The organism is Streptomyces sp. Q6, assembly GCF_036967205.1.
Taxonomy (GTDB): domain Bacteria; phylum Actinomycetota; class Actinomycetes; order Streptomycetales; family Streptomycetaceae; genus Streptomyces; species Streptomyces citrinus.
In genome coordinates, this window is the sequence record NZ_CP146022.1 from 5,780,091 (window position 1) to 5,804,891 (window position 24,801).

General features: G+C 71.5%; 22 protein-coding genes, 1 tRNA gene and 1 pseudogene. 9 read left to right on the top strand and 15 right to left on the bottom strand.

The window, feature by feature from the left end:
• Positions 1-69: 69 nt before the first annotated feature.
• From V2W30_RS26995 to V2W30_RS27040, 10 genes and pseudogenes are all read right to left on the bottom strand, one after another.
• Positions 70-789 (bottom strand): hypothetical protein, encoded by a 720-nt coding sequence (locus tag V2W30_RS26995; RefSeq protein ID WP_338700515.1) that lies wholly within the window; start codon positions 787-789, stop codon positions 70-72.
• Positions 786-1,628: an AfsR/SARP family transcriptional regulator gene (locus V2W30_RS27000; RefSeq protein WP_338700517.1), complete on the bottom strand. Its 843-nt coding sequence runs from the start codon at positions 1,626-1,628 to the stop codon at positions 786-788. The genes V2W30_RS26995 and V2W30_RS27000 overlap by 4 nt, the downstream gene beginning before the upstream one ends.
• Positions 1,629-1,726: 98 nt before the next feature.
• Complete coding sequence (locus tag V2W30_RS27005) at positions 1,727-2,488, bottom strand: UbiA family prenyltransferase (RefSeq protein ID WP_338700519.1); 762 nt, start codon at positions 2,486-2,488, stop codon at positions 1,727-1,729.
• Between the two features lie 255 nt (positions 2,489-2,743).
• Positions 2,744-3,421 (bottom strand): response regulator transcription factor, encoded by a 678-nt coding sequence (locus tag V2W30_RS27010; RefSeq protein ID WP_338700521.1) that lies wholly within the window; start codon positions 3,419-3,421, stop codon positions 2,744-2,746.
• Complete coding sequence (locus tag V2W30_RS27015; protein ID WP_338700522.1) at positions 3,381-4,532, bottom strand: sensor histidine kinase; 1,152 nt, start codon at positions 4,530-4,532, stop codon at positions 3,381-3,383. Before V2W30_RS27015 ends, V2W30_RS27010 begins: the two co-directional genes overlap by 41 nt.
• A 215-nt stretch (positions 4,533-4,747) precedes the next feature.
• Entirely contained in the window at positions 4,748-5,482 is a 735-nt protein-coding gene (locus V2W30_RS27020; protein WP_338700524.1) for a MerR family transcriptional regulator, read from the bottom strand.
• 172 nt (positions 5,483-5,654) lie between these two features.
• Positions 5,655-6,734 carry an acyltransferase family protein gene (locus V2W30_RS27025; protein ID WP_338703773.1) on the bottom strand — a complete coding sequence of 360 codons (1,080 nt, stop codon included), beginning with the start codon at positions 6,732-6,734 and terminating at the stop codon, positions 5,655-5,657.
• Between the two features lie 258 nt (positions 6,735-6,992).
• Positions 6,993-8,338: pseudogene (locus V2W30_RS27030) on the bottom strand (alpha/beta hydrolase family protein).
• Positions 8,335-9,636 (bottom strand): MFS transporter, encoded by a 1,302-nt coding sequence (locus V2W30_RS27035; RefSeq protein ID WP_338700526.1) that lies wholly within the window; start codon positions 9,634-9,636, stop codon positions 8,335-8,337. Before V2W30_RS27035 ends, V2W30_RS27030 begins: the two are co-directional and overlap by 4 nt.
• Before the next feature lie 202 nt (positions 9,637-9,838).
• On the bottom strand, positions 9,839-10,309 hold the full coding sequence (locus V2W30_RS27040) for a MarR family transcriptional regulator (RefSeq protein ID WP_338700528.1): 471 nt from the start codon (positions 10,307-10,309) through the stop codon (positions 9,839-9,841).
• 175 nt (positions 10,310-10,484) lie between these two features.
• Here V2W30_RS27040 and V2W30_RS27045 point away from each other — a divergent pair, with 175 nt between their 5' ends.
• The 4 genes from V2W30_RS27045 to V2W30_RS27060 are packed head-to-tail and all read left to right on the top strand — an operon-like array spanning position 10,485 to position 14,338.
• A complete protein-coding gene (locus tag V2W30_RS27045; RefSeq protein WP_338700529.1) occupies positions 10,485-11,414 on the top strand; it encodes an SDR family NAD(P)-dependent oxidoreductase in 930 nt (309 codons plus the stop codon).
• A complete protein-coding gene (locus V2W30_RS27050; protein WP_338700530.1) occupies positions 11,411-12,283 on the top strand; it encodes an amidohydrolase family protein in 873 nt (290 codons plus the stop codon). Before V2W30_RS27045 ends, V2W30_RS27050 begins: the two co-directional genes overlap by 4 nt.
• A gap of 13 nt (positions 12,284-12,296) precedes the next feature.
• Positions 12,297-13,808 carry a long-chain fatty acid--CoA ligase gene (locus tag V2W30_RS27055; RefSeq protein ID WP_338700532.1) on the top strand — a complete coding sequence of 504 codons (1,512 nt, stop codon included), beginning with the start codon at positions 12,297-12,299 and terminating at the stop codon, positions 13,806-13,808.
• 56 nt (positions 13,809-13,864) lie between these two features.
• Positions 13,865-14,338: a MaoC family dehydratase gene (locus V2W30_RS27060; RefSeq protein ID WP_338700534.1), complete on the top strand. Its 474-nt coding sequence runs from the start codon at positions 13,865-13,867 to the stop codon at positions 14,336-14,338.
• Here the strand turns inward: V2W30_RS27060 and V2W30_RS27065 are convergent.
• The 5 genes from V2W30_RS27065 to V2W30_RS27085 form a co-directional block, all read right to left on the bottom strand.
• Positions 14,329-15,168, bottom strand: coding sequence for a PaaX family transcriptional regulator (locus tag V2W30_RS27065; protein ID WP_338700535.1), 840 nt, complete (start codon positions 15,166-15,168; stop codon positions 14,329-14,331). The genes V2W30_RS27060 and V2W30_RS27065 overlap by 10 nt on opposite strands.
• Before the next feature lie 24 nt (positions 15,169-15,192).
• Positions 15,193-15,972: an NAD(P)H-dependent oxidoreductase gene (locus tag V2W30_RS27070; protein ID WP_338700537.1), complete on the bottom strand. Its 780-nt coding sequence runs from the start codon at positions 15,970-15,972 to the stop codon at positions 15,193-15,195.
• A 109-nt stretch (positions 15,973-16,081) separates the two neighbouring features.
• Positions 16,082-17,572 carry a long-chain fatty acid--CoA ligase gene (locus V2W30_RS27075; RefSeq protein ID WP_338700539.1) on the bottom strand — a complete coding sequence of 497 codons (1,491 nt, stop codon included), beginning with the start codon at positions 17,570-17,572 and terminating at the stop codon, positions 16,082-16,084.
• Positions 17,573-17,947: 375 nt separating this feature from the next.
• Positions 17,948-18,283 (bottom strand): DUF6083 domain-containing protein, encoded by a 336-nt coding sequence (locus V2W30_RS27080; RefSeq protein WP_338700541.1) that lies wholly within the window; start codon positions 18,281-18,283, stop codon positions 17,948-17,950.
• A gap of 385 nt (positions 18,284-18,668) precedes the next feature.
• A tRNA-Arg gene (locus V2W30_RS27085) sits at positions 18,669-18,740 on the bottom strand.
• Between the two features lie 177 nt (positions 18,741-18,917).
• Here V2W30_RS27085 and V2W30_RS27090 point away from each other — a divergent pair.
• The 5 genes from V2W30_RS27090 (at position 18,918) to thrC (ending at position 24,529) form a co-directional block, all read left to right on the top strand.
• Positions 18,918-19,427 (top strand): response regulator, encoded by a 510-nt coding sequence (locus V2W30_RS27090; protein WP_338700543.1) that lies wholly within the window; start codon positions 18,918-18,920, stop codon positions 19,425-19,427.
• A gap of 95 nt (positions 19,428-19,522) precedes the next feature.
• The gene (gene nrtL, locus V2W30_RS27095) at positions 19,523-20,584 is read left to right on the top strand and encodes an ArgS-related anticodon-binding protein NrtL (RefSeq protein WP_338700545.1); all 1,062 of its coding nucleotides are present in this window, start codon (positions 19,523-19,525) and stop codon (positions 20,582-20,584) included.
• Positions 20,585-20,615: 31 nt separating this feature from the next.
• On the top strand, positions 20,616-22,007 hold the full coding sequence (lysA, locus tag V2W30_RS27100; RefSeq protein WP_338700547.1) for a diaminopimelate decarboxylase: 1,392 nt from the start codon (positions 20,616-20,618) through the stop codon (positions 22,005-22,007).
• Positions 22,008-22,163: 156 nt separating this feature from the next.
• Positions 22,164-23,456, top strand: coding sequence for a homoserine dehydrogenase (locus V2W30_RS27105; protein WP_338700549.1), 1,293 nt, complete (start codon positions 22,164-22,166; stop codon positions 23,454-23,456).
• Between the two features lie 14 nt (positions 23,457-23,470).
• Positions 23,471-24,529 (top strand): threonine synthase, encoded by a 1,059-nt coding sequence (gene thrC, locus V2W30_RS27110; protein WP_338703774.1) that lies wholly within the window; start codon positions 23,471-23,473, stop codon positions 24,527-24,529.
• The last annotated feature ends 272 nt before the right edge of the window (positions 24,530-24,801 follow it).

The window sequence follows — 24,801 nt, forward strand, 5'->3', positions numbered from 1 at the left end:
CGGCACACGTACAAGGGGGCGGCCTCCCCGCTCCGGGAAGCCGCCCCCTTGTTCTTGTCACCCCCGTCCTCAGGGGCGCCACTCCCGTACGCCGACCCGAGCGCCCGCGACGCCCGCCGCCACCGACGCCGCGTACCCCTGCGGCGACCGCACGCTGCGTACGTACCACTCGTGTCCGGAGCCCGGCACGCGTGCCGCGCGCCACCCGCCGAAGACCTGGCCCGTATAGCGCGGCGGGGTCCGGCTCAGGCCCGTGCCCGCCGCTTTCACCAGCGCCTCGGCCCGCGTCCACTGCTCGAAGCCGTGCGTCGTGCGGCCGCCCTCGACGCACGGGATGCGGCTCCAGTCCATCTCGGGGCGTACCCGCTCCACGTCGACACCGACCGGCACGTCCGCCGTGTCCGAGAGCGCGATCAGCGCGTACGCCGCCGAGTGCGACAGGCTCGCCGAGAGCGTGGCGCCACCCGGCAGGTACGGCACCGGCTTGCCGTGCCCCTCCTCCCCGCAGCGCGCGCAGTACCGGCGGAACGCCACCTCGGCGGGCGCGGCACCGAGCGCCGCGCCGAGCAGCAGCCGGAAGACGTGGTGCACCGCGAGGTAGCGCATCCGGTCGCCGGTCCTGCGCAGCCGCGCGAACCGCTCCCGCTCCGTCGCGTCCAGGACCGCGTACGCCTCGTCGAAGTCGGCCGCGGCGGACGCGGCGGCGATCGGGACGGTCCAGACGGTGATGCCGACAGGTCCCGGCGCGGCACCGGGGTCCCGGACGGCGGTGTCAGCCGTGGTGGTCATGCCGCGGACCCGCCCGCCAGGATGTCGTGCTGCAACCGCCGCAGGTCGGCGGAGGGCTCGAGCCCCAACTCCTCGGCGAGCACGGCCCGTACGTCGTGGAAGGCGCGCAGCGCGTCGCCGCGCCGGCCGCACCGGTGCAGGGCGTCGATGAGGCGCGCGTGCAGCCACTCGTTCAGCGGGTCGACGGCGATCAGATGGCGCAGCTCGGGCACCAGCTCGCGGTGCAGGCCGAGGCCCATCGCCGCCTCGATGCGCAACTCCTGCGCCCGCACCCGCAGTTCGTCGATCCGGGCGGCGTGCCCGGCGAGCACCCGGCCCTGCGCCACATCGGCGAGGGCGCGCCCGCGCCACAGGCCGAGCGCCGCGTCGAACCGTTCGAGGGCCCGCTCGCGGCGACCGGCGCGCAGCTCCGCGCTGCCCTGCCCGTGCAGGCGCGTGAAGCTCTCCAGATCGAGCATGCCCGGCGCGGTGCGCAGCGAGTAGCCGGTGGCCTCCGTGGTGATAACGCCCCGCGCGATCCCGGGGCCGAGCGCCCGCTCCAGTTCCTGGCGCAGGTGGTAGATGTGCGTGCGCACGGTGCTCACCGCGGTGGGCGGCGGAGCGTCGTCCCACAGCTCGTCGACGAGCGTGTCCACGTCGACGATGTCGTGCGCCCGCACGGCGAGCAGCGCGAGCAGCTTGCCGACCTTGGGGCCGCGCGGCCGGTGGGTGAGGCCGCCGGTGCCGACCGCCTCCAGCGGGCCGAGGATCCGCAGCCCGAGGGTGGGGCCCTGTGCGGTCGCCGGGGCCGGGCGCGGGGTGATGTCGGGTATTCGGAAGCCTGTCTGGGTGAAGTGCATGTGGGGGTCCCCCGTGGTAGCTCTGGTGTGGTTCCGGTCCGGCTCCGGACATCGCATCCGCGTCGGCCGCCGGGCGAGCGGTGGCCGGTGATGACCCGTCAGGAGAGCGGCTGGGCGAACGTGATGAGGTGCGCCGTGTACTGCGTGACCATGAAGACCCGGTACGGCACCCGGCGCCGGGCGCGGGACGCGTCGGGCCCGGCGGTCAGCGCCGCCACGGACAGCACGAGCGCGCCGCACAGCACCGTCGCCGCGGGCCCGGCCAGACCGGGCGCGGACAGCAGCACCGCGGCGACGGCGAGCAGGACGCCGATGGCCAGCGAGCTGAAGGTCACCAGGAGCGCGGTGCGCCGGCCGCCCCATTGCAGCGTCCAGTTGCGGCGCCCGTGCCGCGCGTCGCCCTCGGTGTCGGAGAAGTCCTTGGCGACCGCGCCGACCAGCCCCATCCACAGGGTCAGGGCGAGCGCGAAGACGACCAGTTCGGGCGTGAGGCGGCCGGTGCCGTCGACGGCCCCCGCGAGATAGGTGAGCACCCCGCTGCCGAGGACGGCGACCATGGTGCCGGGCGTCGTCCGCTTCAGCGCGAACGCGGGCGCGGAGTACGCGTATCCGAGGGCCAGCATGCACAGGGTCAGCAGGCACATCAGCGGGCCGAGCAGGGCCGCGCCGGTCAGCGCGAGCGCCACGAGCAGCAGACAGACGCGGCGCGCGGTCGGCACGGGAAGCGCGCCGCGGGCGATCGGCCGGGCCGAGCCGTTGACCCGGTCCTCCCCGATGTCGCTGACGCCGTTGTAGAGATAGGTGAAGGCGACGCAGCACAGCCAGACGGCCGCGCCGGGTACGAGCGCCGCCGCGGCCACGCTGAATCGGAGCAGAAAGATGAGCTGGACCGCGTAGCGGGATTCCTGGGCACAGAGGAGAAGAATTCGGAACGGTCCATTCCGAAAAGGTGGTTCGGGCCTTTCCGGGGAGGTGTCGGTGAGTACGTCGGTTCTTGTCGGTGTCGCTATGGACATACCGGTGAATCTAATCCGGATGGCGCCCGGATAAAACGCTCTCCATGGCGCAGGGTGCATGCTCCCTTAGGTGTATGCGGGGAGCGGGTGTCCCACCCTTCACTTTCTGGGACGCCGGATCAATTGCGCGTCAACTGCTTTGTTCACGGCGTCGATACGGGAGACCGCGCCGAGCTTCTCGAAGATGTTGCGCAGATGTCGCTTCACGGTTCCCTCGGTAATACCGAGGCGGCCGGCGATCTGGCGATTGCTCAGCGCGGCGGCGGCCTGCGTCAGGACTTCCCGTTCGCGCGGGGAAAGCGTCTGCTGCGGTTCACTGAATCCGGACTCGCCCATTCCGCTGACGGGTACGGCGATCGTCATGTGCGGATCGTCCGTCGCCGCATTGCGGATGGCGGTCAGCAGGGATTCCCGCGGCACGCTCTTGTGGAGATAGCCGCGCGCGCCGCGCGCGATCAGCTCCTGCACCAGCTGCGCGTCGTTGTACATCGTCAGGATCAGGATGTGCAGCCGAGGAAAGCGCCGGGCCAACTCGGCGACCACGGTGGGCGCGTGGTGCTCCGGCATCTCCACGTCGAGCAGCACGACCTCGGCCCGGTGGCGCTCCACCAGATCGCCGAGGCCCTGGGAGGTGTCGGTGTCGGCGACGACGCACAGGTCGTCCTCGGCGTTGATCAGCTCGCACAGGGCGCCGCGCAGCAGCGAGTGGTCGTCGACGGCGATGATGCGGATCGGCTCATGCGCCGGCGGCCGGTCCGTACCCGTACGGCTGTCCATGGTTCTCCTTGTCGTGCTCGTCGACGGGCACCGTCAGGGCGACGGACGTGCCCTTGCCCGGCGCGCTGTCGATGGTGAGCCGGCCGCCCAGCAGCCCGGTCCGCTCGGTCAGCGAGGCCAGCCCGTTGCCCGCGGACTTCCCTGGTGAGAAGCCGGTCCCGTCGTCCCGCACGGTGGCCCGCACCCCCTCGCTCCCGACGTGCACCTCGATGACGACGCGCGTAGCGGCGGCGTGCGCGATCGCGTTGCGCAGGCACTCGCGGAGCATGAGGAAGAGGTCGTCGCCCAGTGACCGGGGCAGCAGGTCCTCCGGGTCGGTGACGCGGATCTCCACCACGGGCTCGTCCAGGGCCATCGCGGAGACGAACGCCTGGAGGGCGAGCTGGAGCGACCGGGTGGTGTTGGTCCGCGTGCGCAGCTCGGTGACGATGTCCCGCGTCGTGTACAGCGTCTCCAGAATGGCCTGTTTGAGGCTGCTGAGCCGGGCGTCGGCGGCGGGCGTCAGCCCCTGCGTCAGCTCGTAGAGCTCCAGTTGGCGCAGGGCGAGGGAGGCCACGGAACCGATCCGGTCGTGGATCTCGCGGGCCATGCCGTGCCGGCCCTGCTGCTCGGCGTCGCGCACCACGTCGAGCAGGAACAGGTCGAAGCCGCCCGCCCCTTCCTCAAGACGCCTGGTGATCGCGGTCTGAAGGCTCATCAGGGCCTTCATCAACTGGTGGGCCGCGCCCGGGTGACGTACGACGGCGTCGCTGAGCGCCTCCATGACGACCTGGAAGAGCAGGGCCCCGGCCCGTACGGAATGCACGGGTGCGATGCCCTGGGATATGCGGGCACCGCCCAGGCGCCGCGTCTTTTGCAGCAGTTGCCGACTGAGCAGGGGCTGCGTCCCGTGGCGGAGCGAGTGCATGCATTCCGCGATGATGTGCTGGGCCTGCTGGCGGCACGTGGTCCATGCCTCCTGCTCGATTCCCAGCGGGTTGTGCTGGTCCACGAGCAGGCGCCGATATCTCTCCAGGAGTTCGGTTTCCAGGTCGTGCAATTCGGCGGCGAGCGCCGCGCCTTCAGGATTCAGGGTGTCGCCCTGTGGGTCCCGCGGCGAAGTGGTGTCCATTCTTTATCAGCCCCCGTCGATGCTCGTCACCGCACCTTCCCGCCTCGACCGCGGTGTCAAGAGGAAGGGGGCCCGAAGATCGGGTTGAGCATGCCTCGGCCGCCTGGGGGTGTCAAGCCGCGCCATGCCGTACCACGCGGTACCTGATTAACGCTCAACTAAGTGGCGTGAAACCGATGTTGTGGGAAGTCGGGGGATTGTGTGCTGCGTCACTTTCACGCGTGGTGCGTCTCCGGTGAATCCACGGAATGCTCCGGCCCCACGGAATCCCGCGGCCCCACGGAATCCCGCGACTCCGCGAACCGCGACTCCGCGAAGGGTGCGGCGGCGTCGAACTGCGCCGCGGCGTCGTCCGCCGAACGCGAGAAATGCTCGTGGAGAAGCCGGCGCAGCGCGCACAGCGCGACATCGCCGAGCACGGTCCCCGACACCATGCTCGTGGCCGCCGTCTCCGGATCGCTCTTGCGGCGCAGCAGTTCGACCTCCACCGCCACGAGCCGCTCCAGCGCGTCGGCGTACGCGCCGAGCAGTTCGAGGAGGTCGTGCTGGCGCAGCCACTCGCACGCGACCAGGACCTGGGTCAGCGTCTGCCAGGCCGGGTTGTCCGCGCCGATCCGCCACTGCCGCTGCGCGGCGAACGCCTCGGCCCGCCCTCTGGCCCGCTCCCACTCCTGGTCCTGCGCGGTCGACCCGCGCACCGGGAGGGCGTACTGCACCGCGCCGAGGAGCTCCCCGAACGTGGGCTCGGAGGTGTCGACACGGCGCAGGATCTGCCGGATCGCCGGGTGCGAGAGGCCGCCCACGTCGAGCAGCGCCCGGACGAACGCGACGCGGCGCACATGGCTCTCGTCGTACGCGGGAAGGTCGGGCAGCAAGTCCATGCGTACGTAGAAACGCAGCATCCGCTCGGGGATCCCGGCCCGCTCGCTCAGCTCGGAGAGGTCCTGCACGTCTCACGCACCTTCGGGCCAGTTCGGAATTACCGGGGACCTTAGGCAAGGCGGAAGCGGTTCGACAAGGCGCCCGGGGAAATGCGGGCGCCCACTGTTTCCAAGGAGGTAGACACCTCCGCCTCCCGGGAGATCCCGGGAGGCGGAGGTACGTTCCACAGGTGTGGCCGGGTTAATGCCGGCGGGCGGCCTGCGCGGTATCGCGCTTGAACGCCCACTCCATCTTCGGCTCCATCGCGAACCGGAACATCCGCTGCACCGGTGGTGTGCACAGCACGGTGATCACGCTCGCGGCGGCCAGCGTCACCACGATCTCGCCCCACGGCGTGTGCACCCAGTGCACCTCGTACCAGTCCCAGAAGCGGGAGCCCTTGGCGAGGAAGCCGTGCAGCAGGTACCCGTAGAGCGTCCCGGCGCCCAGCGCCGTGAACCAGAGCTTGCGCCCCGGCACCCACGCGAAGAAGCACGCGGCCAGGATCACCGAGCAGCCGAACATGGCGAGCGTCATCACGGCGCCGCTCCAGCCGGGTGCCGCCAGCTCCTGCGCGCTGTCGCGCCGGTAGAACCAGGCGGCGTTCATCCGCGGCGCCGCCCAGTACGCGAACAGCAGGGCGCCCGCGAAGACGGGCAGCGCGAGCAGCCGCGCCTCCTTGCGGCGCACCAGCTGGAAGTGCTCCGGCTTCAGGCACAGGCCGAGCACGAAGAACGGCAGGAACTGAAGCACACGCTGGAGGTCCAGGTCGTCGCCGATGTCGGGGGAGACCGACGCGAGCGCCGCGATGGCGAGGGCCAGCGGCAGCGGCCAGCGGACCACCTTCCACAGCGGGGTGCTCAGCCGCCACACGAACAGCGCGATCAGGAACCAGGTCAGGTACCAGGGGTCGAGCAGGCTGATCGGGTACGTGGGATCGTCCCCGGCCGTCCGCTTGAAGAACGTGTACGCCACCTCGAACAGGACGTACGGCACGGCCACCCCGGTGACCAGCCGCTTCAGCCGGTTCGGACTCGCGTCGAACGAGCGCGAGAAGTATCCGGAGATCACGATGAACGCCGGCATGTGGAACGAGTACACCGTGATGTACAGCGCGGACGCCGCCCGGCTGTCACCGCGCAGCGGCTCCCAGGCGTGCCCCATGGCGACCAGCACGATCGCCAGGTACTTCGCGTTGTCGAAGAACGCGTCCCGCGCCTTGCCGTGCTTGCGCGCGGCGGCCGGGGCCGTGGTCCGCGCCGCCCCCGGAGGGGCCTCCACGATCACGCGCTGCTCGGGCAGGGGCGTGCGATGCGCCGCCAGCCGTACCGGTTCGCTCACGATCCCTCCAGAAGGGAACCCCGGCGCCCGGACACACGTCTTCTCAGGTTTGCGAGGTTCATGTGGCTGCGAGACATCCACGGAACCGTAGTCACCCATCGAGGCGCACGTAAACCTGTGCTGGTCATGGGTGGTGCCTGTCACAGTCGTACGACCCCGCGACGGCCGGGCGCCGCCGTCACGGAGGGTCATCAGGTGTTACGACCTGTCGTACGGGCGTGGGTACGAACTCGGGACGTACGGGACATAGCGTGCCGCTCCCGTCGGATCTGCGTCCCGCGCGCGGGAGTTGAGGCTCCCGGGCGAGGCGTCCCAGCGGCCCGAGTCGATCCGGTGCTCCAGGGCGTGCAGGGCGCCCAGCATCTCGCCGGAGGAGAAGGTGCAGTGGCCGGGCCCGTCGACGTACGCCTGCGCGAGCAGCCGCCCCGACCCCGCCCTGTCCGCCGCCCGGCGGTACGCGTCCTCCGACTGGACCGGGATCAGCGCGTCGCCCGTCGTGTGGATGTCGAGCTGCGGATCGGTGAGCCGGCCGGTGAACGTGCTGGTCCCGCGCATCCAGCGCAGCGCCGCCGGATCCGCCGAGATACGCGGTGCGCCGTTCAGGGCGCCGAGATCCGCGCCGAGCGAGGCGCCCGCCTTCCGGTACAGCTCGTCGACCTCCTTGAACAGCGGCGAGCGGTGCAGCATCGCCGTGTAGTCGACGCCCGTGTTCCAGGACGGATTGCCGCCGGCCCGGCTCTCCGCCTCCTGCCGCCAGCTGAACGCGGGGAGCTGGAGCAGCCCGCGCACCGCCGCGTACTGGTTGGCCTGCTCGGCGTCCCGGTCGCCGGGGGCGGGCTCGGTCTGCGCGGGGTCGTTGTGGCCGGGGATGCCGTGCAGCGCGGCGGCGAGCGCGATCCGGCGCGGCCCCGCGCCGTGCTCTGCGCGTCGTCGACCTTCGCGGTGAGGGCGGCCGCCGCCCGCTGCGCCGCGCCCTGGTCGGCGAAGCCGGTCAGCGGCACGTCGGCGCCGAGGAGCGTCCTGAGCGCGAAGGCCGGGTCGAGCGTGCTGTTCCAGTTGGCCACACCGCCCTGCACGAGCCCGCACATCGACAGCGTCCCGTCGAACCGGTCCGCGTGCCGCTCGGCGAGCGTCGTCGTGACGAGCCCGCCGTACGAGGTGCCCCAGGCCAGCGTGCGCCGCGCGGCACCGAACGTCCCGGTGAACAGATCGAGCGTGGCGAGCTGGTCGGGCACCGCGTCGGTCACGGCCCAGCCGTTGCTCGCGTAGGAGGAACCGATGAGCGCGTACCCCTCGGCGAGCAGCTTCGCCTGCGCGTCCGCACTCGGCGCGTCCTGCGCGGACGTGGGAGATCCGGCGGGCCGGTAGCCGTGGCTGAACAGCAGCACGGTGCCGTTCCAGTCGCCGGGTACGTCCATCAAGTAGGCGGCGCCCGAGGGGAGTCGCCCCTCCAGGTGGCGGTCGGCGGCGGCCTGCGCGGGCGGCGCGGTCAGCAGCCCCGTGACGGCGACGGCGGCGGCGAGGGTGAGGGCGGAGACTCTCAACGCGAGGTCCTTTCCGGGGCGGGGGCGGCGACGGGGGCTTCCAGCGCGTTCTCGCGCGTCTCGCGCATCCGCCACACGGTCAGCGCGGTGATCGCGGCGCCCCCGCACAGCAGCAGGGCCACGGGCGTGGAGCCGCCGCCGGACGAGGCGAGCAGGCTGCTCGCGATCAGCGGCGAGAACCCGGCGCCGATCAGCGTCGCGCCCTGGTAGCCGAGCGAGGCGCCCGTGTAGCGGACCTTGGTGCCGAACATCTCGGTGAGCAGCGCGCCGAGCGGCCCGTACATCGTCGACTGGGCGACGCCGTGGCCGAGCGCGAGCGCGAGGATCAGCAGTCCGGGGGAGCCGGAGTCGACCAGCGCGAGCACCGGGAAGGCGAGCGCGGCCGAGGCGAGGGCCCCCGCGAGGACGACCGGGCGGCGCCCCACCCGGTCCGAGAGGGCGGACGCGGCGGGCAGCACGACCAGTGCGACGCAGGACGCGATCGTCACCGCGGTCAGCACCTGCGGCCGCGCGTACCCCTCGTCGACGGCGTAGGAGATCATGAACCCGGTCAGCAGCGACTGGGCGGTGAAAGCGCCGATCCCGACGCACGCCGCGAGCAGCACCGGCTTCGGCCGCCGCAGCACCTCGAAGACCGGTGGCCTCGCCGGGGCCGGCTCCTTCGTGGCCTGCGTGAACAGCGGGCTCTCCGCCACCTTGAGGCGGACGAACAGGCCCACGGCCAGCAGCACCACGCTGACCAGGAACGGCACCCGCCAGCCCCACGACCGGAAGTCGTCGTCGGGCAGTGAGGAGACGAGGGTGACCGTACCGGCCGAGAGCACCGAGCCGAGCGGGGCGCCGAGCTGGGTGAACCCGGACCACAGTCCGCGCCGCCCGCCGTGCGCGCGCTCGGCGTGCTCGACGACCATGAGCGTCGCGCCGCCCCACTCGCCGCCGATCGCGAGGCCCTGTACCACGCGCAGCGTGACGAGCAGCACCGGCGCCCACACGCCGATGGCGTCGTACGTGGGCAGGACGCCGATGAGGAAGCTGCCGCCGCCCATCAGCGCCATGGTCAGCAGCATCATCGACTTGCGGCCGAGCCGGTCGCCGAAGTGCCCGAAGACGATGCCGCCGAGCGGCCGGGCGACGTAGCCGGCGGCGAACGTGCCGAACGCCGCGATGGTGCCGACCGCGGGGTCGGCCTGCGGGAAGAACAGGTCGCCGAAGACGAGGGCGGCGACCGTGCCGTACACGAGGAAGTCGTAGAACTCGACGGCGGTGCCGATGAGTCCGGAGACCGCGACACGTCTCAACTGCCGCAGATCCTGGGCTGGATGAGCGTCTGGCGCGTGAGCGGATGAGCGGGACGGCTGCACGAGGAGCTCCCAATGCCGATGCCTGGCCGAGACACCGGTGGGGGACCGCACCGGTGCCCGGTGGAAGTTAGGCACCAATCATGCGGCCGTCAATATTCTGCACAACATCATCCCGTGCGCCGCCGGTGGCGGGGCCTCCTCAGCCCAGGCCCGCCTCCGCGACCCGCAGCAGCAGCGCGTGCAGCGCCTCGCGCTCCTTCGCGCTCAGCGGTTCCAGCAGCTCGCCGGTGACGCGCTGGCCCGCCTCGTCCGAGTCGCGCAGGTAGGACCGGCCCTTGTCGGTGAGGACGACGATGCGGCTGCGCCGGTCGTCGGGCGAGGGCCGCCGCTCCGCGAACCCGGCCTTCTCCAGATCGTCGACCAGGCCCACGATCGCGCTCGGGTCGTAGCCGAGACCGGCGCTCAACTCCCGCTGGAGCACGCCCCGTCCGGACGCCTCGGAGGCCAGGAACCGCAGCACGGCGTAGTGCCGCAGGCGCAGCCCCGACTCCTGGAGCGAGGCGTTGAACAGCTGCCCCGAGCGCAGGCCGAGCCGGTACAGGAGGTAGCCGGTGTCGGCGTGCAGGGCGCGCATCCATGGCTCGTGCGCGTCGATGGGGGCGGGGTTCATGCGGTCTCCCTGGTGCTGGCGGGGTGCGGCGTGCGGAGCCAGTCTCCCGCACGAAGAGTGGCGGCGACAACTATTGACGACATCAATTATTGCTCTTACCTTCCATGCAGCCCCCGGATTCACCCTTCTCGGGCCCGCCCACCCTCGAACCGCCCCACCCTGGAGGGACTTACTCGTGTCCACGAGCTCCGTCATCGATCTCACCGGCAAGGTCGCTGTCGTCACCGGCAGCGGCCGCGGCCTCGGTCTCGCCTACGCGCACGCCCTCGCCGCCCACGGCGCCTCGGTCGTCGTCAACGACATCGACGAGGCCGTCGCCGACGCCGCCGTGAAGTCCATCGCCGACGCGGGCGGCACCGCCGTCGCCGAGGTCGTCCCGGTCGGCACGGCCGAGGCCGCGGACCGCCTGGTCGCCCGCGCGGTGACGGAGTTCGGGCGCCTCGACATCCTGGTCACCAACGCGGGCATCCTGCGCGACAAGGTCCTGTGGAAGATGACCGACGACGACTTCGACGCGGTGATCACCACCCACCTCAAGGGCACCTTCACCTGCGCCCGCGCCGCCGCCGTCCGGATGCGCGAGCAGGGCGAGGGCGGCACCCTCGTCCTCGTCGGCTCCCCGGCGGGCCAGCGCGGCAACTTCGGCCAGACCAACTACGCCGCGGCCAAGGCCGGCATCGCCGCCATGGCCCGTACCTGGTCGATGGAACTGGCCCGCGCCGGCGTCACCGTCAACGCGATCGTGCCGGTCGCCGCGACCGCCATGACCGAGACGATCCCGGCCTTCGCCCCGTACGTGGAGGCGCTGCGCGCCGGCACCCCGCTGCCCGGCTTCCTGCGCAAGGGCGAGGGCTTCGGGACGCCCGAGGACTGCGCCGCGCTCGTCCCCTTCCTCGCCTCCGACGAGGCCCGCGACATCACCGGCCAGGCCATCGGCATCGGCGGCGACCGCGTCACCCTCTGGTCGCACCCGCAGGAGATCAAGGCGGCCTACGCCGACGGCGGTTGGAGCCCCGACACGCTCGCGGACGCCTGGCCCACCTCGCTCGGCGCCGAACCGCAGACCGTCGGCATCCCCGCCCCGCGCGTCCCGGAGGCGTCGTGAACATCGACGACCTGGTGGCCATCGACGTCCACACGCACGCCGAGGTCTCCTCCCGGGGCCACGCCTCGCTCGACGACGATCTGCACGAGGCCTCCTCCGCGTACTTCAAGATCGAGGGCAAGCGGAAGCCGACGCTGGAGGAGATGGCGGCCTACTACCGCGAGCGCAAGATGGCGGCCGTCGTCTTCACGGTCGACGCCGAGTCGGCGACCGGCACCGCACCGGTCCCCAACGAGGAGGTGGCCGAGGCCGCCGCCGCCAACCCCGACGTCCTCATCCCCTTCGCCTCCCTCGACCCGTTCCGCGGCCGGGCGGGCGTGCGCGCCGCCCGCCGCCTGGTCGAGGAGTACGGGGTGAAGGGCTTCAAGTTCCACCCCTCCATCCAGGGCTTCTACCCCAACGACCGGATGGCGTACGGCCTGTACGAGGTCATCGAGGAGACGGGCGCCATCGCCCTCTTCCACACCGGCCAGACCGGCATCGGCGCGGGCGTCCCCGGCGGCGGAGGCATCCGCCTCAAGTACTCCAACCCGCTGCACGTGGACGACGTCGCGGCCGACTTCCCGCACCTCAAGATCATCCTGGCGCATCCGTCGTTCCCCTGGCAGGACGAGGCCCTCGCCGTCGCCACGCACAAGCCCGGCGTCCACATCGACCTCTCCGGCTGGTCGCCCAAGTACTTCCCGCCGCAGCTCGTCCAGTACGCGAACACGCTCCTCAAGGACAAGGTCCTCTTCGGTTCGGACTACCCGGTGCTCACCCCCGACCGCTGGCTCGCCGACTTCGCGAAGCTGGACATCAAGGAAGAGGTACGCCCCCGGATCCTCAAGGACAACGCGGCCCGCCTGCTCGGTCTGACCAAGCCCTGAAGAGGAGTGGGGAATGCGCAACGAGGGACTGGGTTCCTGGCCCGCACGCAGGGCCCGCAAGACGCCGCACCGCACCGCCTTGATCCACGGAGGCGACCGCCTCACCTACGCCGAACTGCACGCCCGCTGCACGGCGTTGGCCCACGCGCTGCGCGCCCGTGGCATCCGGCGCGGCGACCGCGTGGCCTACCTCGGCCCCAACCACCCGTCGTACGTCGAGACCCTGTTCGCGGTGGGCGCCCTCGGCGCCTGCTTCGTCCCGCTCAACACCCGCCTCGCGGGCCCGGAGATCGCCTACCAGCTCGCCGACTCCGGGGCACGGGCCCTCGTGTACGCGCCGGGCCACGCCGGCCTGGTCGCGGGCCTGCCGGCCGAGACCGACGTCGGTACGTACGTCGAAGTCGGCGCGCCCTACGAGGAGTTGCTCGCCGCGGCGCCCTCCGCCGAGCCGATCGACGAGCCGGTGACCGGCGACGACACCTGCATCATCATGTACACCTCGGGCACCACGGGCCGCCCCAAGGGCGCCATGCTCACCCACGCCAACCTCACCTGGAACGCCCTCAACGTCCTCGTCGACACCGACGTCGCCGCGGACGAAGTCGCCCTGGTGTCCGCCCCGTTGTTCCACGCGGCGGGCCTCAACATGCTCGCCCTGCCGGTCCTCCTCAAGGGCGGCACCTGCGTCCTGGTCGAGTCCTTCGACCCGGCGCGCACCCTCACCCTCATCGAGCGGTACGGCGTCACGACGATGTTCGGGGTCCCGACGATGTACGACCTGGTGGCGCGGGAGGAGAGCTGGGGGAGCGCCGACCTCTCCACCCTGCGCACCCTCCTCTGCGGCGGCGCCCCCGTCCCCACCTCCCTGATCGCCACGTACCAGGCCCGCGGCCTCACCTTCCTCCAGGGCTACGGCATGACGGAGGCCTCGCCCGGCGTCCTCTTCCTCGACGCCGAGCACGCGGTGACCAAGGCGGGCTCGGCCGGAGTCCCGCACTTCTTCACCGACGTACGGGTCGTGCGGCCGGACCGCGCCCCGGCCGAGGTCGGCGAGACCGGCGAGATCCTGGTCCGCGGCCCGCACGTGATGCCCGGGTACTGGGGCCTGCCGGACGAGTCGGCGGCGGCCTTCGCCGACGGCTGGTTCCGCAGCGGCGACGCGGCCCGCGTCGACGAGGACGGCTACGTCCACATCGTCGACCGCATCAAGGACATGATCATCTCCGGCGGCGAGAACGTGTACCCCGCCGAGATCGAGGACGCCCTGCTCGCCCACCCCGGCATCGCGGAGTGCGCCGTCATCGGCGTACCCGACGACAAGTGGGGCGAGGTGCCGCGTGCCGTGATCGTCCCGCGCGAGGGCACGGCACCCGACCCGGCCGAGATCCTCGCCTCCCTCGCCGGCCACCTCGCCAAGTACAAGATCCCCACATCCCTGGTGGTGGCGGACCGACTCCCGCGCACCGCCTCCGGAAAGCTCCTCAAGTCCCGGGTGCGCGAGCACTACGGCAGAAACACGGCCTGACCCCTGAACGTCCGTCCGCACATCCCGACGTCCCACACAGAAGGAACCCCGACCTGATGAGCAACACCGTCACCGTGAACGGCCTGGCCGAACTCAAGAAGCTCGCGGAGACCGACGAGGGCGCCCTCGGCACCAGCGGCTGGATCGAGATCACCCAGGACCGCGTCAACACGTTCGCCGACGCGACCGGCGACCACCAGTGGATCCACGTGGACGCGCGGAAGGCGGCGGCCGGCCCCTTCGGCGCCCCCATCGCCCACGGCTACCTGACGCTCTCCCTCTTCATCCCGCTCTTCACGGACCTCCTCGACGTCCAGGGCGTCACGACGAAGGTCAACTACGGCCTGAACAAGGTCCGTTTCCCCGCCCCGGTCAAGGTCGGCTCCCGCATCCGCCTCACCGCGCGACTCGCGTCGGTGGAGGACGTCGCGGGCGGAGGCGTGCAGATCACGGTGAACGGCACGATCGAGATCGAGGGCCACCCGAAGCCGGCCGCGGTCCTGGAAAGCCTCTCCCGCTTCTACGCCTGACCCGGCTCGTCCCGTACGGGAACGAGGTCGATGAGCCGTTCCGCGCCGGACGCGGCGAGCGGGCTGAGCCGCTCGTGCACGGCGCGGAACGTCTTCTCGGCACGCTCGGCGGGCCAGTCGTCGGGCAGATGCTTCACCGGGAGCCGGGGATCGCGCCGGATGATCCGCAGCCAGTCGGTCTGAAGGGTGAGCCGCAGCGCGAGCGCGTCCCCGGCGTCGTCCGGCGGCTGCCCGCCGCGCTCCTCCCACCGCGCCCCGAACTCCTCGTAGGCGGCGGCGACATGGGCGAGCCCCCAGGTCTCCTCGACCATCGCGTCGATGTCCGTCCCGTCGTCGGCGTGCGCACGGAAGACCTTCACGTGCGCGCCGAGCCCCAGCTCGGCGACGAGCGCGGTCACGTCCACGACGCCGGGCGCGATCCACACCCCGCTGAACAGCGGCCCGAACCCGCTCCACGTCAACCGCGCCCGCAGATCGTGCCGTTGACGCTGCCACGACTCCGGCAGCGAGAACCCGAGCAGCGTCCAGGACCCGTCCCACTCCCGGTTGACGGCCCCGACGTGCCAGACCCGCCGCTCCCCGTCACGCAGCACGTCCTCACACCGCTCGGTGAGCCCGAAGTACATCCGCCGCCCCTCGCGCTGCTTCCTGAGCAGCCCGCGCTGCACCATCCGCGCCAGCGTCGACCGGGTCGCCTGCTCTCCGACCCCGGCCCGCGCGAACACCTCGATGACGCTCCCCGAGTACACGCAGACGTCCCGCCCGAGCACATGGTCCCCGAGGAACGACAGCAGCAGGGACTGGGGCCGCAGCGCATCTTCCGAGCTCACAGGTTCACGGTACAGCGACGCTCCTCAACGGGAGTCCCGCCGATGCACCCCGACACCGCACCGCCCCGGAGCGAGATCGTCCCGCAGCACCAGCGCATCGTCGTACTCCCCACCGCGCTCGGGCCGATACGCGAGGGGTGACATCCCCGCCAACTCCCGCACCCGCCGCCGCAGTTCACCGACGGTCCGCGCGTACCCGCGCGCATCGCACCGATCGGCGCCGTAGACGACGAAGGGCGGCAGGGCCTCCATCCCGGTGTACCAGAAGGTCCCGTGCAGCAAGGGGAACAGCACCTCCTCCATCTCCCCGTGCACCCCGCGCGCCCCGAACCCGGACGCGCGGGCCCCGACGGAGGTGACCACCCAGGCCCGCTTCCCGGCGAGCCCCCCGTCCCCGTACCGCCGCACGCCTCCGTCGTCGTCGGCGACCCCGAACGCGAACCCCTGCGTCAGCACCCGGTCGAACCACCCCTTGAGGATCGCCGGAGGCCCGAACCACCACATCGGGAAGTGGAAGACGACGACATCGGCCCACCGCACCTTCTCCTGCTCGGCCCGCACATCGTCGCTCAACCCCCCACCCCTGAAGGCCCGTTCCTGAGCCCGCCCGACGAACAACCGCCTCCCGCTCCCCGCCTCCTCGGCGAAGTCCCCCTCGTCGACGACGGCCTTCCAGTTCATCCCGTACAGATCGGACACGCGCACTTCATGGCCCTCCTCCTCCAGCGCCCGTGTCCCTTCCTCCCACAGCGTCCCGGTGAGAGACCGCCGCTCCGGATGCGCAACAACCCAAAGAACCTTCATGCCCCCACCCTCGGCGCGCCCACCCGCCCCGCACGACTGGCCGGACGGCCGATCCCCGCAAGAATCCGGCCACCCGCGCCGAGCGGGACGCACCCGACGGTCCCCAGGGTCAGGCCGTGGCCGGCCGGACGATCTGCCGCTTGAGGATCTTGCCGCTGGGCCCGGTCGGCAGGGAGTCCGCCAGCCACAGCAGGCGCGGGTACTTGTAGGCGGCTATCCGGTCCTTGGCGAACTGCCGCAGCTCCTCCGGCGTCGCCACGGCCCCGGGCCGGAGCACCACCGCGGCGCCGACCTCCTCACCGAGATGCTCGTCCGGCAGACCGACGACGGCGGCCAGAGCCACCGCGGGATGCTCGTGGAGCACCTCCTCGATCTCCCGCGGGTAGACGTTGAACCCACCGCGGATGATCATGTCCTTCTTGCGGTCGACGATGTACAGATAACCGTCCTCGTCCCGGCGGGCGAGATCCCCGCTGCGCAGCCAGCCGTCCGGGATCACGGCGTCCGTGTCCTCGGGCCGGTTCCAGTAGCCCTGCATGACGTTGGGGCCGCGTACGGACAGCTCGCCGATGTCGCCGGCGGCCACGTCGTGCCCGCTCTCGTCGAGCAGGCGCACCTCCACGTCCCGGATCGGCGTGCCGACGGACCCGGCCTTGCGCGGCCGGTCCGGATGGTTGAACGTCGCGACCGGGCTGGTCTCGGACATCCCGAACCCTTCCAGCACCGTGCAGCCGAAACGCTGCTCGAAGCCGTGCAGGACCTCCACCGGAAGGGACGCGCCTCCCGAGGTGCACAGACGCAGCGTGGACACGTCCACGTCCGGCTGATGCTGGAGCAGCGCGGCGTACATCGTGGGAACGCCCTGGAACACGGTCGCCCGGTCCCGGTCGATGGCGTGCAGGACGGCCGCCGGGTCGAAGCGGGGGATCAGGGTCAGCGAGGCGCCGGCGCGCACGGCGGCGTTCATGGCGCAGACCTGACCGAAGGCGTGGAAGAGCGGAAGACAGCCGACCACGACGTCGCCCTCGCTCACCGCCCGGATGTCGAAGACGACGGCCTCGGTGTTGTGCCGCAGGTTGCCGTGGCTGAGCATGGCCCCCTTCGGCGTGCCGGTGGTGCCCGAGGTGTAGAGCAGCACGGCGACGTCGGTGTCGGCGGTCGCGGCGATGTCCGTCTCTGCCACGGCCTCCACGGCCCCGTCCGCGAACGCGCCGGGTGCGACGGACAGATGGGGCACTCCGGCGGCCTCCGCGCCGACACGCCCCTCACCGGGTGCCTGGTGCCACTCCAGCAGCACCCGGGAACCGGAGTCGCCCAGGTGGTACGCGACCTCGCGCTTCTTCAGCAGCGGATTGAGCGGCACGACGACACCACCGGCACGCAGCACGCCGTAGTAGAGGCTGACGAACTCGGGAACATTGGGAAGCATCAGAGCGACCCGGTCCCCGCGCCGGACACCCTGAGCGCGCAGCACCGCCGCGGCCCGCACGCTGTCCGCCTCCAACTCCGCGTAACCGAGCGCCCCCGCGCCGAACCGCAGCGCGATCCGCTCGGGCCGACGCTGCGCCGTCTCCGTCAAGAACTGGGCCAGATTGGCCATGGGAACACTCCATCGAGGTCGGTGCGGATCGATCACGGCACGGAGATGCGGTCCGTCCCGCGCACGGTCGTACCGGTCGGCCGAGGGGCTTGGCGACACAGAGGCCGAGAAGGGACGCTTTTCCGCCGGTGCGCAGCGCCTGGATGGCCGCCCGCCCACTGGCCGCCGGGGGCGACGTCGCACACCTTGAGGAGGACGAGGGCGCTCGGGCGGTCCACGGCGAGCGGCGACAGACCTGGCGCGTCCACTGCGCCGGCCCCGGTTCCCCCCGGGAACTCTCCGACGAAACAGCTGCCTCGGCCTTCGGAGACCCGGGCCTGATCCTCGGCGCCCACCCGCACACAGTCCCGGATCCGCCGGGCAACCGTCGGCCGGTCACTCCTCCGTGGACCGCCCACGGGGTGCCCGCTGGTCGCCTGCGCCACGCGGTTCGGCCTCCGCGATCTCCTCGTGGGGAAAGCACAGCATGCGGTGAACCGGCACCACCAGGTCACCGGGGAGCGGGTCGACTCCCCGGACCCGCACAGCCACCACATCAGTGGTGACACGCGACGGGCCCCGCAACGGCGTCAACCGCCACCGGTACCGCTCGGGAACTTCCTTGGCGGGAAGCTCCACCAGGGCCAGGCCGACCCAGCGGTCGTAGTTGGTCGGGCATATCCGGATCTCGGCCCCACACAGCGGACACCTCGGCGGCTCGATCCAGGACACGTCATCAGGGTCGGGCACAGGCTGGGGAACGGCTGTCGCCCCGTCGGCCTCTGCCATCTGGTTGGCGAGGGCGTTCCAGCACCCGTCGCAGAGTCTGGCCATGAAGCTGATGCGCCCACGATCACGCACGGTGGGGCCGGCCTCTGAGCAGCGATGGCATACGTCCCGGTCACGATCCCCGATTGCCCCCATGTGCTCGAGTGTGAGCGCATCTGACCAGATTCAAGTAGGTGGCGAATTGGACTATTTCACCGACCACGCACCCACGCCCACCACGCAGCCCCGACCGTGAGACCACCCGGCACGCCATGCACCCGCACACACAAGAAGACCCCGCCGTCAGCATCTCTGCTGGTGACGGGGTCTTTAGGCACCTAATCCAAGGTGCCCCCGGCAGGATTCGAACCTGCGCACACGGCTCCGGAGGCCGTTGCTCTATCCCCTGAGCTACGGGGGCGTGGCCACGTGGTGCGTGGCGACGGGTAGAACCCTACCAGCTCATCCCGGGTCCTCATGAACAGGTATTTCGGGTGGGGGAGAGGCCGTCGGGGTTCCGGGTGTGGGCCCGGCGCGGCCCGGTGTGGGTCCCGTACGGAGCCGTACAAACCCCGGACGGGCTCCGTACGGGGCGGAAGTGGGGAAAACCCGGACGCGGTGGCCGGTGTCGACCTACTCTCGAGTTGTGCCAGGCGCGTCCGGCCGGGTCCTTGTCGTGGACGACAACAAGGTCATCCGGCAGCTGATCAGGGTCAATCTCGAGCTGGAGGGCTTCGAGGTCGTGACCGCGGCCGATGGTGCCGAATGCCTGGACGTCGTGCACGAGGTGAGGCCCGACGTGATCACTCTGGACGTCGTGATGCCGCGTCTGGACGGGCTGCGGACCGCCGCGCGGCTCCGTGGGGACGAGCACACCAGCGATCTGCCCATCGTCGTCGTCAGCGCCTGCACCCAGTACGAGGTGGAGAACGGGCTGGACGTCGGGGTCGACGCCTTCCTCGCCAAGCCCTTCGAGCCGGGTGAACTGGTGCGAGTGGTCCGGCAGTTGAGTGAGCGAGGGCGTTCGCGGGGCGCAGTGGAGGGGACGGCGTCGGACGGTGGCGGGGACGCCGAGTCGGCTGAGCGGGTCGGACGTACCGGTGGCTGACCACCCCTCCAGGGGCGCGGGCCGTCTGTCCGTATCCCGGACCATCAGGTAAACCGGGTCGCATACCCACCCCCCTCCTCCCATACGCTTGTCCCGTGACCCCCGCCGATCTCTCCCGCACCGTCCTGCGCGCCGTACGTCGCGCGGTCGACGACGGTGAGCTCGGCACGGCCGCGGCCGCCGGTGTCGAGGCGGGTACCGCGCGCATCGTCGTCGAGCGGCCGCGCCCCGGCGGACACGGCGATTACGCCACGAACGTCGCCCTCCAGCTCGCGGGTCCCGCGGGCCGGCCCCCGCGCCAGGTCGCCGAGATCCTCTCCCGGCACCTCGCCGAAGCCCCCGGCGTCGCCTCCGTCGACGTCACCGGCCCCGGCTTCCTCAACCTCACGCTCAGCCCGGCGCACCTCGGCCCCACAGCCCCCGGCCCCGCGAGCCAGAGCCCGGCCACCCTCGGCCCCGCGGACCCCGGCTCGGTGGACCCCGACCCGGAAACCGCCGCCCCCCTCTACGGCCACCGCATAGTCCTCCGCATTCCTCACGAGCTCCGTGCCCGCGTCGCCGCCGACGCCCTCGCCCGGATCGCTCGCGGCCAGGGCGCCGACGTGGACGTGGCGTACGCCGAGAGCGCCGGCGATGTCACCTTCCGGCCCGTGCCGGCCCGCCCGTCGAACCTCGTCGAGCTGCTCGGCGCGGACGCCGCCCGCTGGGCCCTGCTCCAGCCCGCCGCGCACGACCACCCCCGCACCGCCACTCCCGAGGACCGCGCCGCGTACCTCGTCCAGCGCGAGTCGAATCCGCTGTTCCGCGTGCGGTACGCCCACGCCCGCACCCGCGCCCTGACGCGCAACGCCGCGGACCTCGGCTTCGACAGCGCCCCCGGTGACGTACCGGGCTGCGAGGACCTCGTCGCCGCGCTCGCCGACCACCCCCGCATCCTGCTCGCCGCGGCCCGCCACCACGCCCCCGACCGACTGGTCCGGCACCTGGTCGACGTCGCCGGCCTCTTCCTCACATACCTGCACCCGACGGTCCTGCCCCTGGGCGAGGAGAAACCCTCGGCCGCCCACCGTGCCCGGCTCGCGCTCGCCGAAGCCACCGGGACGGTGCTCGCGGGCGGTCTGTCCCTGCTCGGCATCGACGCACCCGAACATCTGTAGAAGACGTAGAAGAAGAGAGCCCACCGCAGTCATGAGCCGTTCCGCACATCCCGCAGGCCCCCGCCACGCCGACGTCCTGCCCGAGGGCCACTACACCGCGCCGCCCGCCGACCTCAACACCCTCGACCCGAAGGTGTGGGCGCAGACCGTGGCCCGCGATGCCCACGGCACCGTCACCGTCGGCGGGATGGAAGTCGCCCGCCTTGCCGAGGAGTTCGGCACCCCGGCCTACTTCCTCGACGAGACCGACTTCCGCGCCCGCTGTGCCGCCTGGCGCGACGCCTTCGGCCCCGACGCCGACGTCTTCTACGCCGGCAAGGCGTTCCTCTCCCGCGCCGTCGTGCGCTGGCTGCACGAGGAGGGGCTGAACCTCGACGTCTGCTCCGGCGGCGAACTCACCACCGCCCTCTCCGCCGGCATGCCCGCCGACCGCATCGCCTTCCACGGCAACAACAAGACCGAGGACGAGATCGAGCGCGCCGTCGAGGCGGGCGTCGGCCGCATCGTCCTCGACTCCTTCCAGGAGATCGTCCGCGTCGCCCACATCGCCGACCGGCTCGGCAGGCGCCAGCGCGTGCAGATCCGCGTGACCGTCGGCGTCGAGGCCCACACGCACGAGTTCATCGCCACCGCGCACGAGGACCAGAAGTTCGGCATCGCGCTCGCGGGCGGGCAGGCCGCCGAGGCCGTGCGGCGCGCGCTCAAGCTCGACGGGATCGAGCTCATCGGGATCCACTCCCACATCGGCTCGCAGATCTTCGACATGGCCGGCTTCGAGGTCGCGGCCCGCCGCGTCGTCGGACTCCTCGCCGAGGTCCGCGACGAGCACGGCATCGAGCTCCCCGAGATCGACCTCGGCGGCGGCCTCGGCATCGCGTACACCAGCGACGACGATCCCCGCGAGCCGCACGAGATCGCCAAGGCGCTGAGCGAGATCGTCACGCGCGAGTGCGAGGCGGCGAAGCTGCGCACCCCCCGGATCTCCGTCGAGCCGGGCCGTGCCATCGTCGGCCCGACCGCGTTCACCCTCTACACCGTCGGCACCGTCAAGCCGCTGGAGGGCCTGCGCACGTACGTCTCCGTCGACGGCGGCATGTCCGACAACATCAGGACCGCCCTGTACGACGCCGAGTACACCGTCGCCCTCGTCTCGCGCCGCTCCGACGCCGAGCCCATGCTGGTCCGCGTCGTCGGCAAGCACTGCGAGAGCGGAGACATCGTGGTCAAGGACGCGTTCCTGCCCGCCGACGTCGCGCCCGGCGATCTGATCGCCGTGCCCGCCACCGGCGCGTACTGCCGCTCCATGGCCAGCAACTACAACCACGCACTGCGCCCGCCCGTCGTCGCCGTGCGCGACGGCGAGGCCCGGGTGATCGTCCGGCGTGAGACGGAGGAAGATCTCCTGCGTCTCGACGTCGGATAAATGAAATCTACGTCTCACCATCCGGACCAGGGGCGGAAACCCCGGTCCGGTGGGTGAGACTGGTTGCACCGTAGACATCAGAGAGATACGTCAACACGACGTCGCAGGACGTCGGCGTAGCAGTCAGTCGAAGTAGTCAGAAGGAATAGAGGTCGGATGATGCGTACGCGTCCGCTGAAGGTGGCGCTGCTGGGCTGTGGGGTTGTCGGCTCAGAGGTGGCGCGCATCATGACGACGCACGCCGACGACCTCGCCGCCCGGATCGGAGCTCCCGTCGAGCTCGCGGGTGTGGCCGTCCGGCGTCCCTCCAAGGTCCGTGAGGGCATCGACCCGGCCCTCATCACCACCGACGCGACCGCCCTCGTGAAACGCGGCGACATCGACGTGATCGTCGAGGTCATCGGAGGGATCGAGCCCGCGCGCACCCTCATCACCACGGCGTTCGAGCACGGCGCCTCCGTCGTCTCCGCCAACAAGGCGCTCGTCGCCCAGGACGGCGAGGCCCTGCACGCCGCCGCCGCGGAGCACGGCCGCGACCTCTACTACGAGGCCGCCGTCGCCGGCGCGATCCCGCTCGTACGCCCCCTGCGGGAGTCCCTCGCGGGCGACAAGGTCAACCGCGTCCTCGGCATCGTGAACGGCACGACGAACTTCATCCTCGACAAGATGGACTCGACCGGCGCCGGCTACCAGGAGGCCCTCGACGAGGCCACCGCGCTGGGCTACGCCGAAGCCGACCCGACCGCCGACGTCGAAGGCTTCGACGCCGCCGCCAAGGCAGCCATCCTCGCCGGGATCGCCTTCCACACCCGGGTCCGTCTCGACGACGTGTACCGCGAGGGCATGAGCGAGGTCACCGCCGCCGACTTCGCGTCCGCGAAGGAAATGGGCTGCACCATCAAGCTCCTCGCGATCTGTGAGCGCGCCGCGGACGGCGGGTCCGTCACGGCCCGCGTGCACCCCGCGATGATCCCGCTCGACCACCCCCTGGCCTCCGTCCGCGGCGCGTACAACGCCGTGTTCGTCGAGGCCGAGGCGGCCGGGCAGCTGATGTTCTACGGACCCGGTGCCGGCGGTTCGCCGACCGCGTCCGCCGTTCTCGGCGACCTCGTCGCCGTATGCCGCAACCGCCTCAACGGCGCGACGGGACCCGGCGACTCCGCGTACACGCAACTGCCCGTCTCACCGATGGGCGACAGCGTGACGCGGTACCACATCAGCCTCGACGTGGCCGACAAGCCCGGCGTCCTCGCACAGGTCGCCACGGTCTTCGCCGAGCATGGAGTCTCCATCGACACCGTGCGCCAGTCGGGCAAGGACGGCGAGGCCAGCCTCGTCGTCGTCACCCATCGCGCGGCGGACGCGGCCCTCACCGGGACCGTGGACGCGCTGCGTCAGCTCGACACCGTCCGCGGTGTCGCCAGCATCATGCGTGTTGAAGGGGAGTAGCAGGGATGACCGGAATGACCCACCAGTGGCGCGGCATCATCGAGGAGTACCGGGACCGGCTCCCGGTGACGGGCACCACGCCGGTCGTGACGCTGCGCGAGGGCGGCACGCCGCTCGTACCCGCGCAGGTCCTCTCCGAGCGCCTGGGCTGCGAGGTCCACCTGAAGGTGGAGGGCGCCAACCCCACCGGCTCCTTCAAGGACCGCGGCATGACCATGGCCATCACCAAGGCCAAGGAGGAGGGCGCGCAGGCCGTCATCTGCGCCTCCACCGGCAACACGTCGGCGTCCGCCGCCGCGTACGCCGTCCGGGCCGGCATGGTCTGCGCGGTCCTCGTGCCGCGCGGCAAGATCGCGCTCGGCAAGATGGGCCAGGCGCTCGTCTACGGTTCGAAGATCCTCCAGGTCGACGGCAACTTCGACGACTGTCTGAACCTGGCCCGCTCGCTCTCCGAGAACTACCCGGTGGCGCTGGTCAACTCCGTCAACCCGTTCCGTATCGAGGGCCAGAAGACCGCCTCGTTCGAGATCGTGGACGCGCTCGGCGACGCCCCGGACATCCACGTCCTGCCGGTCGGCAACGCCGGAAACATCACGGCCTACTGGAAGGGCTACAAGGAGTACGCGGCCGACGGCGTCGCCTCCCGCACCCCGCGCATGTGGGGCTTCCAGGCTTCCGGCTCCGCGCCGATCGTGCGCGGCGAGGTCGTCAAGGACCCGTCGACGATCGCGACCGCAATCCGCATCGGGAACCCGGCGTCGTGGAACTACGCGCTCGCCGCGCGCGACGAGTCCGGCGGCTTCATCGACGAGGTGACGGACCGTGAGATCCTGCGCGCCTACAAGCTGTTGGCGTCCCAGGAGGGTGTCTTCGTCGAGCCCGCGTCCGCCGCGTCCGTCGCCGGTCTGCTGAAGGCCGCCGAGCAGGGCAAGGTCGACAAGGGCCAGAAGATCGTCTGCACCGTCACGGGCAACGGGCTCAAGGACCCCGACTGGGCCGTCGCCGGTGCCCCGCAGCCCGTCACCGTCCCGGTCGACGCGGCCGCGGCCGCCGAGCGCCTCGGCCTCGGCTGATCCCGGGTTCGCACCACCGCTGATACCCCGTCAACTGGGCGTATCCGTACAGGGGGTGCACAGGGGGCTTACGACACGCATCGTGCGCCTCCTGTGCGCCCTATGTCGCCACAGAACCTTCCTTCGATAGGCTGTACCGAACCCGCCCGCCGCATATGCCGCGGTGCCGCCGCCGTTCCGTCGTTCTCCGGTGAATTCCAGCCGTGTTCCGACGATCGCGGCCCGGGTGTCGACGTACGAATCACAAGACATCGGAAGTCCCGGAAGTTCTC

Coding starts and splice junctions, on each gene's coding strand:
- V2W30_RS27040 (WP_338700528.1), bottom strand. CDS start 10,309: ATGAACCCCGCCCCCATCGACGCGCACGAGCCATGGATGCGCGCCCTG.
- V2W30_RS27015 (WP_338700522.1), bottom strand. CDS start 4,532: ATGGACACCACTTCGCCGCGGGACCCACAGGGCGACACCCTGAATCCT.
- V2W30_RS27075 (WP_338700539.1), bottom strand. CDS start 17,572: ATGGCCAATCTGGCCCAGTTCTTGACGGAGACGGCGCAGCGTCGGCCC.
- V2W30_RS27060 (WP_338700534.1), top strand. CDS start 13,865: ATGAGCAACACCGTCACCGTGAACGGCCTGGCCGAACTCAAGAAGCTC.
- V2W30_RS26995 (WP_338700515.1), bottom strand. CDS start 789: ATGACCACCACGGCTGACACCGCCGTCCGGGACCCCGGTGCCGCGCCG.
- V2W30_RS27055 (WP_338700532.1), top strand. CDS start 12,297: ATGCGCAACGAGGGACTGGGTTCCTGGCCCGCACGCAGGGCCCGCAAG.
- thrC (WP_338703774.1), top strand. CDS start 23,471: ATGACCCACCAGTGGCGCGGCATCATCGAGGAGTACCGGGACCGGCTC.
- V2W30_RS27070 (WP_338700537.1), bottom strand. CDS start 15,972: ATGAAGGTTCTTTGGGTTGTTGCGCATCCGGAGCGGCGGTCTCTCACC.
- V2W30_RS27105 (WP_338700549.1), top strand. CDS start 22,164: ATGATGCGTACGCGTCCGCTGAAGGTGGCGCTGCTGGGCTGTGGGGTT.
- V2W30_RS27000 (WP_338700517.1), bottom strand. CDS start 1,628: ATGCACTTCACCCAGACAGGCTTCCGAATACCCGACATCACCCCGCGC.
- V2W30_RS27010 (WP_338700521.1), bottom strand. CDS start 3,421: ATGGACAGCCGTACGGGTACGGACCGGCCGCCGGCGCATGAGCCGATC.
- lysA (WP_338700547.1), top strand. CDS start 20,616: ATGAGCCGTTCCGCACATCCCGCAGGCCCCCGCCACGCCGACGTCCTG.